10 protein-coding genes are annotated in these 9474 nt (G+C 35.3%); 9 read left to right on the plus strand and 1 reads right to left on the minus strand.

Annotated elements, in window-relative coordinates; all coding sequences use genetic code 11:
* Positions 1-148 precede the first annotated feature (148 nt).
* Positions 149-946, minus strand: coding sequence for a 5'-nucleotidase C-terminal domain-containing protein (locus A9Q93_RS00505; protein WP_303685410.1), 798 nt, complete (start codon positions 944-946; stop codon positions 149-151).
* A gap of 54 nt (positions 947-1000) precedes the next feature.
* On the opposite strand from A9Q93_RS00505, the gene A9Q93_RS00510 reads away from it, so the two are divergent.
* From A9Q93_RS00510 to A9Q93_RS00550, 9 genes are all read left to right on the plus strand, one after another.
* Positions 1001-1513, plus strand: coding sequence for a hypothetical protein (locus A9Q93_RS00510; RefSeq protein ID WP_303685412.1), 513 nt, complete (start codon positions 1001-1003; stop codon positions 1511-1513).
* A 1-nt stretch (position 1514) separates the two neighbouring features.
* Positions 1515-2393: a 4-hydroxy-tetrahydrodipicolinate synthase gene (gene dapA, locus A9Q93_RS00515; protein WP_303685413.1), complete on the plus strand. Its 879-nt coding sequence runs from the start codon at positions 1515-1517 to the stop codon at positions 2391-2393.
* Positions 2394-2471: 78 nt separating this feature from the next.
* On the plus strand, positions 2472-3281 hold the full coding sequence (locus A9Q93_RS00520; protein ID WP_303685414.1) for an outer membrane protein assembly factor BamD: 810 nt from the start codon (positions 2472-2474) through the stop codon (positions 3279-3281).
* A 5-nt stretch (positions 3282-3286) separates the two neighbouring features.
* Positions 3287-3613 (plus strand): DNA-directed RNA polymerase subunit omega, encoded by a 327-nt coding sequence (locus A9Q93_RS00525; protein WP_015364216.1) that lies wholly within the window; start codon positions 3287-3289, stop codon positions 3611-3613.
* Positions 3614-3623: 10 nt separating this feature from the next.
* Complete coding sequence (gene coaBC, locus A9Q93_RS00530; RefSeq protein ID WP_303685416.1) at positions 3624-4835, plus strand: bifunctional phosphopantothenoylcysteine decarboxylase/phosphopantothenate--cysteine ligase CoaBC; 1212 nt, start codon at positions 3624-3626, stop codon at positions 4833-4835.
* Entirely contained in the window at positions 4810-5712 is a 903-nt protein-coding gene (locus A9Q93_RS00535; RefSeq protein ID WP_303685417.1) for a DUF4835 family protein, read from the plus strand. Before coaBC ends, A9Q93_RS00535 begins: the two co-directional genes overlap by 26 nt.
* 56 nt (positions 5713-5768) lie before the next feature.
* Positions 5769-7448, plus strand: a complete 1680-nt coding sequence (gene recN, locus A9Q93_RS00540) for a DNA repair protein RecN (RefSeq protein WP_303685418.1) — start codon at positions 5769-5771, stop codon at positions 7446-7448.
* A 30-nt stretch (positions 7449-7478) separates the two neighbouring features.
* Positions 7479-8285: an enoyl-ACP reductase gene (locus A9Q93_RS00545; RefSeq protein WP_303685419.1), complete on the plus strand. Its 807-nt coding sequence runs from the start codon at positions 7479-7481 to the stop codon at positions 8283-8285.
* Between the two features lie 181 nt (positions 8286-8466).
* Positions 8467-9474 (plus strand): fibronectin type III domain-containing protein (locus tag A9Q93_RS00550; RefSeq protein ID WP_303685420.1); only part of this gene is annotated, 1008 nt, incomplete at its 3' end.

Consider the following 9474-nt stretch of genomic DNA (forward strand, 5'->3'; position numbering starts at 1 on the left):
TTTTTTTAGTTCCAGGTTCTAATTCTGGTCCTGTAAGAATACCATTTGCAAGAGCGTAGTTAGACCATAGAGCCGCACCAGCTACCATTCCAGCACTTGTATTGCGTATAAATTTTCTTCTTTCCATGATAAAGTGTTTTTAGGACTGCTACTGAGCTATTGTGAAGCGGTTGTCTCTAGTAAATCTCAACGTGTCTGTTTCTTCAAAATAATCAATCATTGCATTCCTGATTTTATAGTCTAAAGTAGTGAGAGGAGTATTTTTAAAAAAGCTCATGTTGTCACCGCCGTTGTATAGATAATCATTTGTTGCAACGTAGTAAAGTTTTTGTGAGTCTAGCGTTTCTCCATTAATTAAAACTTCATCTAAATCACCATTTTTATCTAGTTGAATTTGAAGTCCACTCATAGGATGTGCCCTTTTTCTAGATACAAGATAATTGACTAAAGAATCCATTTGCGAGCCATTCAATTGTGCTACGACTATGCTATTTTCAAAAGGCATGATCTCGTAGGCACTGCGCATGGTAACACTTCCTTTATCTAGAGGAGCTCTTATTCCGCCATGATTTAGAAGCACAACATCAATACTTTCTCCAGATCTTTTTTGAAAAATAGGATTTCCTTTTTCTCGCACGATTTCTGCCATCATGTTGCTTATAGGAGTATTGAGTTTATGGTCGTTTTTATGCATGGTCACAGGATTATAGCTCAGTTGCTTATTCATTTCTGCATCAACAGACTTTTTATAAGGTTCAATAAATTCTTCGATCTCTTTTACTGAGTTGAGGCTAGAATCTATTGCTGTAGATTGACCAGATACTTTTTGCAGCTGGTATTTTTTATCTGTACATGAAACGAGTAGAATGGTTAGTAGGAATGCCGCTTTCGCGAAAGCGAAACTCTTATAAAAACCTATACTTCTTTTAAACCTATTATTTTTCATAAAGCCTTATTGCTATTGTGCTATTTTTGTCCAAAGAATAAGTAGTAAAAGTACATGATTTTTGACGTTTTAAAGCAGAGATGGCTGCGTAAAGAGTTTGATAGTTTAGAGAACACCTCTAGGTCAAAGATGCCGCAATGGCCTCAATCTTTAGTCATTCTGTTTGACTCTGAAAAAGTTACAGATTTTAATTTGTTTCATAAGTGGTGTGATCAGTTACAGATTTCTAGCGATAAATTAACATTGATAGCTAGTTGCAAAGACGTTAAAAAAAATAATAAAGAAGGCGTTATTTTATTTGATAGGAAATTGTTAAAGTGGAATGGAGGCATCGCAAATGCTGATGTCGCAAACGCACTGTTAACAAACTATGACTTACAAATAAATTATTATGATACCGATAGCGAGTTGATGAGGTATCTAGCAATGAAATTAAATAGCAACTTCAAAGTTGGGTACGGTCATCAAGAAGAAAGTACATATGATCTTGCTGTTAACGTTCCTTTAACTAATCATGCTCTTTATATATCTGAAATTGCAAAATATTTAAAAATCCTTACTCAATAAAATGCAAGAATTAATAGGAACTGGAGTAGCACTTGTAACTCCTTTCACAGCAACTGGTACCGTAGATTGTGCTGCACTTGAAAAAGTAGTACTACATCAAATTACTAATGGGATAGATTACCTAGTGGTGCTAGGTACTACTGGAGAATCTGTGACTTTATCTAAAGAAGAAAAGCAAATTGTTATAGAAACCATCGTTTCTACAAACGCTGGAAAATTACCACTAGTATTAGGAGTAGGTGGTAACAATACACAAGTAGTCGTAGAAGAATTAAAATCATTAGATTTTAAGAACTTTGATGCGATTCTTTCTGTTTCACCATCATATAATAAGCCTACTCAAGAAGGGATTTTTCAACATTTTAAAGCGGTTTCTGAAGCTAGTCCATTACCTATCTTATTATATAACGTACCTGGTAGAACAGCGTCAAATATGTCGTTAGAAACTGTCGTACGACTAGCAGAATTTGAAAATATCATAGGAATCAAAGAAGCTGCAGGAGATCTAGTTCAAGCAATGAACATGATACAATATACTCCTAAGGACTTTTTAGTAATTTCTGGTGATGATATGATTGCAAATGCCATGACACTAGCAGGTGGAGCAGGAGTTATCTCTGTAATAGGTCAAGCAATGGCTCAAGATTTCTCTGATATGATTAGATATGCACTTAATGGAGACGTTGCAGAATCTTATGAGTTGCATTATAAAATTGCGCCTAGCATCGATATGATTTTTGAACAAGGAAATCCAGCAGGTATTAAGGCCTTATTAAATCATTTAGACTTGTGTGCTTCTACGGTGCGATTGCCGTTAGTATCTGTAGATCAAAATTTAAATGACCGATTGAAAACTTTTCTTGATCAATACGAGAATTAAAATCTTAGCGTTAAGGAGTGTGAAGTAACTTTCTTTTTATCTAGAAAAAGTTACCTTTGCGTCCCATTAAAATTATATATGAAAAACCTAATTATAGTCATTATTCTTGTGGCAACTCTTGCTAGTTGTGGTTCTTATCAAAAAGCTTTAAAGTCTGAAGATAACCTAGAGAAAGTTGCAATGATAGACACCTTAATGGCAAAGGGTAAATATGGTAAATCTCTTGCTTTATTTGAGCAAATTATACCAGTTTATAGAGGTACCGATAGTGCGGCTGGCATGGCCATTAAATACGCAAAGGCTTTATATGAGGATGAGAGTTACGTTAATAGTGCCTACCAGTATGAGCGTTTTATAACATCACATCCTACTAATCCTAATGCAGAACTAGCTTTGTTCATGGCAGCAAAAAGTCATTATCAAATGTCTCCTGTATATTCTAAAGACCAGACAGATACTAATATTGCTTTAACCAAGTTACAAGAATATATAAATGTATACCCATCTGGTGATTATGCTGCAGAAGCTAATATTATGGTGGAGGAATTACGTGATAAATTAGATAAAAAGGCTTACGAGATAGCAAAACAATACCATCATTTTGGTAATTTTAGAGGTGGTTATATAAATGCAATTAGTGCCTTTGAAAATTTCATACTTGATCATCCAGGATCTGATTATCAAGATGATGCACAGTTTTATCTTCTAGATTCTCAATATCAATATGCCATTAATAGTTTTACACAGTTAGTTCCTGAAAGACTTGCAAAGGCTAAAGAATATTATGATATCTTTGCAAAACGTTATCCTAACAGTGAGTATAAAGAAGATGCAGACGAGATAATGGATAATATACAAGAATATAATACTGAAAATACAAGTAAATAACTATAATGGATACTAAAAATCTAACAGCTCCTAATACTACAATTACCTATAATAGAGATGCGCTTACTGCTCCTACAGGTAATATGTATGAAGCAATTTCTATAATTGCAAAACGCGCAGAGCAAATTAATACAGACGTAAAAGAAGAACTTATTGAGAAGTTAGAAGAATTTGCTACTTACAACGATTCTCTTGAAGAAATCTTTGAAAATAAAGAGCAAATTGAAGTTTCTAAATTTTATGAGCGTTTACCTAAGCCAGCTGCTATTGCTATAGAAGAGTGGTTACAAGGGAAGATTTATCATAGAGACACAGGAAGTACTGAAGAGTAATTCAAATCACATGACATCAGTTTTAAGTGGTAAGAAGGTATTGCTAGGTGTAACTGGTGGTATTGCCGCTTACAAAACTACTTATATAGTGCGCCTGCTTATTAAAGCGGGCGCTGCTGTTAAAGTAATTATGACTCCTGCAGCGAGAGATTTTGTCACACCGCTTACTTTATCGACTCTTTCTAAGCACCCTGTTCTTACTCATTTTACAAATGAAGAAGATGAGAATGATACCTGGAACAACCATGTAGAGCTAGGCCTTTGGGCAGATCTTTTTATTATCGCTCCAGCCACGGCAAACACGATGAGTAAAATGGTGAATGGTAATATTGATAATTTATTACTCGCAACCTATTGTAGTGCAAAATGTCCCGTCTATTTTGCTCCAGCGATGGATCTGGATATGTATAAACATCCCTCTACCAGTGCTAATTTTGATAAGCTAGCTGCTTACGGTAATTTAATGATACCGGCTGGAGAAGGCGAGCTCGCAAGTGGTTTATCTGGTAAAGGTCGTATGGCAGAACCTGAAGAAATTATACATTTTATAGAACAAGATATTCAAAGCAAACTCGTGTTGCATGGTAAATCATGTGTAATTACTGCTGGCCCTACTTATGAAGCCATAGATCCTGTGAGATTTATAGGAAATCATAGTAGTGGAAAAATGGGTGCTGCTTTGGCATTAGAAATGGTAAATCATGGGGCCCGAGTCATCTTAATTATGGGGCCTAGCGCTGTAAAAGTGGAGCATCACCTCATAGAAAGAATAGATGTAAAAAGTGCTCAGCAAATGTATGATGAAGTGCACAAGAAAATAACTCAAGTAGATATTGGCATCTTTAGCGCAGCTGTAGCAGATTATAGACCTGCAAATCCTGTAGATCAGAAAATAAAAAAGAAGGCTGATACGTTACATATAGAATTAGTAAAAAATCCAGATATACTATCCAGCGTAGGTGCTTTGAAGAATAAACCTTTTCTCGTAGGTTTTGCCCTTGAAACTGAGAATGAATTAGTGCACGCTTTCGCGAAAGCGGAAAAGAAAAACACTGATTTATTAATTTTAAACTCCATGCGAGATAAAGGTGCAGGTTTTGGAGTAGATACAAATAAAATAAGTATCATTGATAGAGATAAAAATGTTTCTGACTATGAGATAAAACCAAAGTCAGAAGTAGCAAAAGATATAGTTAATGAAATTATCCAAAGAGTTTTATAGTATACTACTTGCATTGTTTGCAGTTTTTGCTGTTCAAGCGCAAGAATTTAATTTTACAGTTCAAGTTAATGCACAAAATGTAGCGCAGCCTGATCAAAGTATTTTTAAAACTCTGGAGACCTCTATGCAAGAATTCTTGAATAATACAAAATGGACCGATCAAAAATATGGTGACGAGGAGAAAATTAACGCTTCGTTAGTTTTTGTAGTTACTAGCTTTGATAATGATCGTTTCAAGGGAAATTTTCAGTTATCAGCCTCTAGACCGGTTTTTAACTCTTCTTACACTTCTCCTATTTTTAATTATAAAGACAATGATATAGCTTTTGAGTATGTAGAATATGCTCCTTTTTTTTACAACGAAAACCAGTTTGAAAGTAATTTAATATCACTAATATCTTTTTATGTTTACACGATCCTAGGTATCGATGCTGACACCTTTGAACTGCGCGGTGGTCAGTCATTTCATGAAGAAGCACAAAACATAGTTAATCTAGCTCAAGGAACTCAAGGAGTTGCGGGATGGAAGCCTAGCGATGGATTAATTTCTAGATTTAGATTAAATGACGATATGCTTTCAGAAACCTATAAGGAGTATCGAGAGGTTATGTATTTATATCATCTCAAAGGTTTAGATAAGTTTGCTAATGACCCTAAAGCTGGAAAAATAATTTTAAAGGGGCACATCAAACGGTTAGAAGAGCTGAATGCTCGTAGACCTAATAGTTTGTTACAGCGTACTTTCTTTGATGCCAAAGCTGATGAGATCATGAGTATTTATTCTTCAGGACCTTCAATAGATATAAGAGAGTTAAAGAGTACTTTACAAAAGTTAGCCCCTAATCAGTCCTCAAAGTGGCGTTTTATTAAAGTGTAAACTCGATAACCTTGCGAGCACTTCATTTAATTTTTACATAATCAAGCTTTTATACTTTGCTTAAACATATTCAAATAGAGAACTTTGCACTTATAGATTCTTTGAATCTAGAGCTAGAATCAGGTTTAACCATGATTACCGGTGAAACTGGAGCTGGTAAATCTATACTTCTAGGCGCTTTAGGTTTAATCTTAGGTAATCGAGCAGATTTAAGTGCCATAAGAGACACATCACGTAAATGTATTGTAGATGCTCAGTTTGATATTTCAAAACTAGATCTTCAAGAAACATTTGAGGAATATGATTTGGATTACGATCATACGAGTTTTTTGAGAAGAGAAATCCTTCCATCAGGAAAGAGTCGAGCCTTTATAAATGATACACCGGTGAACTTACAAGTTATGAATCGCATAGGTGAGCGATTGATAGATATACATTCACAACATCAAACCTTACAACTTGCAAAAGATACTTTTCAAATAGAAGTATTAAATTCATTTGTAATAGAAGCGACAAAGAATGTTAAAAAGTCTTTTGCATTTTTTCTCCAAAAGTATCAAGAAGAACTAAGTATATTTAAAGCTGCCCAAAAAGAATTAAAAGCTCTCGAATTAAAAGGGATAGAATTTTCTAAAGAGCTGGATTATAATAATTTTCTTCTCAATGAATTAGAAGAGGCAAACTTAGATCAACTCAATCAGAATGCGCTTGAAGATGAAAATGAGCAATTGAGTAATGTAGAAGGAATAACTGAAGTTCTTACTGAGTTTGACGCTACGGTTTCTACCGATGATCAAGGAATTTTAGATCAGTTAAGACATCTACAAAGTAAGTTTCAGTCCATAAGCAGCTATTCAAAAAAATACGAAAATTTAAAAGATCGTGTTTCTTCGATTTTGCTGGAGCTAGAAGATATTCATCAAGAAGTGGTACATGAGATAGATGCTATAGAACCAGATCCGGAAAGACTTACTCAAATTAATGAATTACTAAGCTTGCTTGAAAACCTTTATAGAAAGCATCAAGTAGAGGAAGTAGAGAATTTAATTCAAATTAGAGATGAGCTGGCCGATAAGGTTTTTGAATCTCAAGGGCTTGATAAAAAAATTAAAAAGCAAGAATTTATTATTGCAAATTCCAAGAATAATTTGCAAAAGCTAGGAAAGGAATTAACGGCGCTAAGAAGGGCGCACAAGGAAAAATTAGAGCAAGAAGTAATAGCTATCGTACAACAGTTAGGAATGCCTGATGCACAATTTAAGATAGATATAAACTCGGTAACTACCTTTGGAGCGTACGGAGTAGATGAGATAAAATTTGTATTTACTGCAAATAAAGGATCTCAACTTCTCGCCTTAGATAAGGCCGCTTCAGGAGGAGAGTTGTCTCGATTAATGCTAGCGATTAAATCGATACTTTCAAGATGTAAAAATTTACCTACTATAATATTTGATGAGATAGATACAGGAGTGAGTGGAGCTATAGCAACGCAAATGGCTCAAATAATGAAAAAAATGAGTCATGGATTGCAAGTCATGGCAATTACTCATTTGCCTCAAATTGCCTCTGCTGGTAACGATCATCTTATTGTTAAAAAAACCTCAAATAATAATACAACATACTCAAGTATAGAACGATTAGATCCAGCAGCTCGATTAGAAGAAATTGCTCAAATGCTTAGTGGCGGAGAAATTTCAAATGCTGCAAGAGAAAATGCCCGTGCGCTACTCAATTAGTTTTATATATTTGCGACCTAATCAAAAATTATGGCTTACAATCTATTAAAAGGAAAACGCGGAATTATTTTTGGAGCGTTAGACGAAAACTCCATCGCGTGGAAAACAGCTCAACTAGCTCATGATGAAGGAGCAACCTTTGTTCTTACTAATGCACCTGTAGCTATGCGTATGGGACAAATTAATGAACTTGCTAAGAAAACTGGTAGCGAGATCATTCCTGCTGATGCAACTAATGTTGAAGATCTTGAGAACTTAATAACAAAATCTGTAGAGATATTAGGAGGGAAGCTTGATTTTGTTCTTCATTCTATAGGAATGAGTGTTAATGTGCGTAAAGGGAATCATTATACAGATCAAAATTATAAATACACAGAGAAAGGCTGGGACGTAAGTGCTGTATCTTTTCATAAAGTTATGCAAACTTTGCATAAAAATGATGCGATGCAAGAATGGGGTAGTATAGTAGCACTTACATATATGGCTGCTCAACGTACCTTTCCAGATTATAATGACATGGCAGATAATAAGGCTTACTTAGAGTCTATCGCTCGTAGTTTTGGTTACTTTTTTGGTAAAGATAAAAAGGTGCGTGTTAATACGATATCGCAATCGCCTACACCTACAACTGCAGGAAGTGGAGTGAAAGGCTTTGACGGCTTCTTGAGTTATGCAGAGAAGATGAGCCCATTAGGTAACGCCACTGCTCAAGACTGTGCAGAGTATACAGTAACTCTGTTTTCAGACTACACTAAAAAGGTGACTATGCAGAATCTATTTCACGATGGTGGTTTTTCTAACACAGGCGTGAGTCAAGAGGTGATAGAAAAATTTTAAATAGAAATACATATAATTTTATCAAGCCCTATCTTTTAAGATGGGGCTTTTTTTATCTCGCTTTCGCGAAAGCGAGAACTGTTAAATTAAACGAGTTATTTTAAAGTTGAGGTCTTAATATTTAGTTAATTGACACAATAATATTATATTGGTCCACTTAATCAATAATTCGTAAAACAAAATGAAAAAACTTCTACCACTACTCTTAGTGTTTTTAGTCACGTCACTTGCCATGGCACAGTGTGATTATACGCTAGAGTTAACAGATAACTTCGGGAGCGATTGGGACTCTGGAGATAACCTTGCCTCTAATACTGGAGTTGATGTAACAGTTGCAGGTGTAACAACTACTTATGTTATAGTTGATCCTTCTCCTACGCCAAATATGCCAGTAGTTGAGAATTATACAATAACAGTAAATAACGGAGATGCCTTAAGTATAGATTATAGGGCGACTTTTTTTCCTGGTGATGGTGGTTTTAGATTATTAGATTCAGAAGGTATAGAGGTTTATAGTTCACCTATAAATCAACCATCAATGATGGATATATTTACAGGTACAGCAACTTGTCCTACGTGTTTTGCTGTAACGGCATTAACCACAAACGCAATAACTGCTTCATCTGCAGAAATAGGGTGGACAGCTACTGGTGCTGAAACCGCTTGGGAAGTAGAATATGGTCCTGTAGGCTTTACACCAGGTTCTGGTACTACTGATAATGCAACTTCTAATCCGTGGACTATTAATGGTCTAATGTCTGATACTGCTTATGATGTATATGTTAGAGCAGATTGTGGGATGGGAGATATAAGCAGTAATCAAGGTCCTATTAGTTTCACAACTACTGAATCTTGTCCAGCTCCAGGAGCCTTTACTCCTGTAACTAATACTGCTACGACTGTTCAAGTTATTTGGGATGCTAATGGTAATCAATCATTAGATTATGAAATTGAGTATGGTGTTTCACCTTATACTCAAGGAAGCGGTGGTCAAACAACTCAAGGTGGAACTGCGCCATTTGCAGAAATTACCGGTTTAACGCCTAACACATCTTATGATTTTTATGTAAGAATAGATTGTGGAATGGGAGATTTTAGTGGCTGGTCTGGTCCTTATACATCTTCTACATTACAATCATGTCCAGATGTGTCTAGTATCAACTTTTCTAACATTGATCAAACGAGTGTA

The sequence above is a fragment of the Nonlabens dokdonensis genome, from assembly GCF_002162835.1.
Taxonomy (GTDB): domain Bacteria; phylum Bacteroidota; class Bacteroidia; order Flavobacteriales; family Flavobacteriaceae; genus Nonlabens; species Nonlabens dokdonensis_B.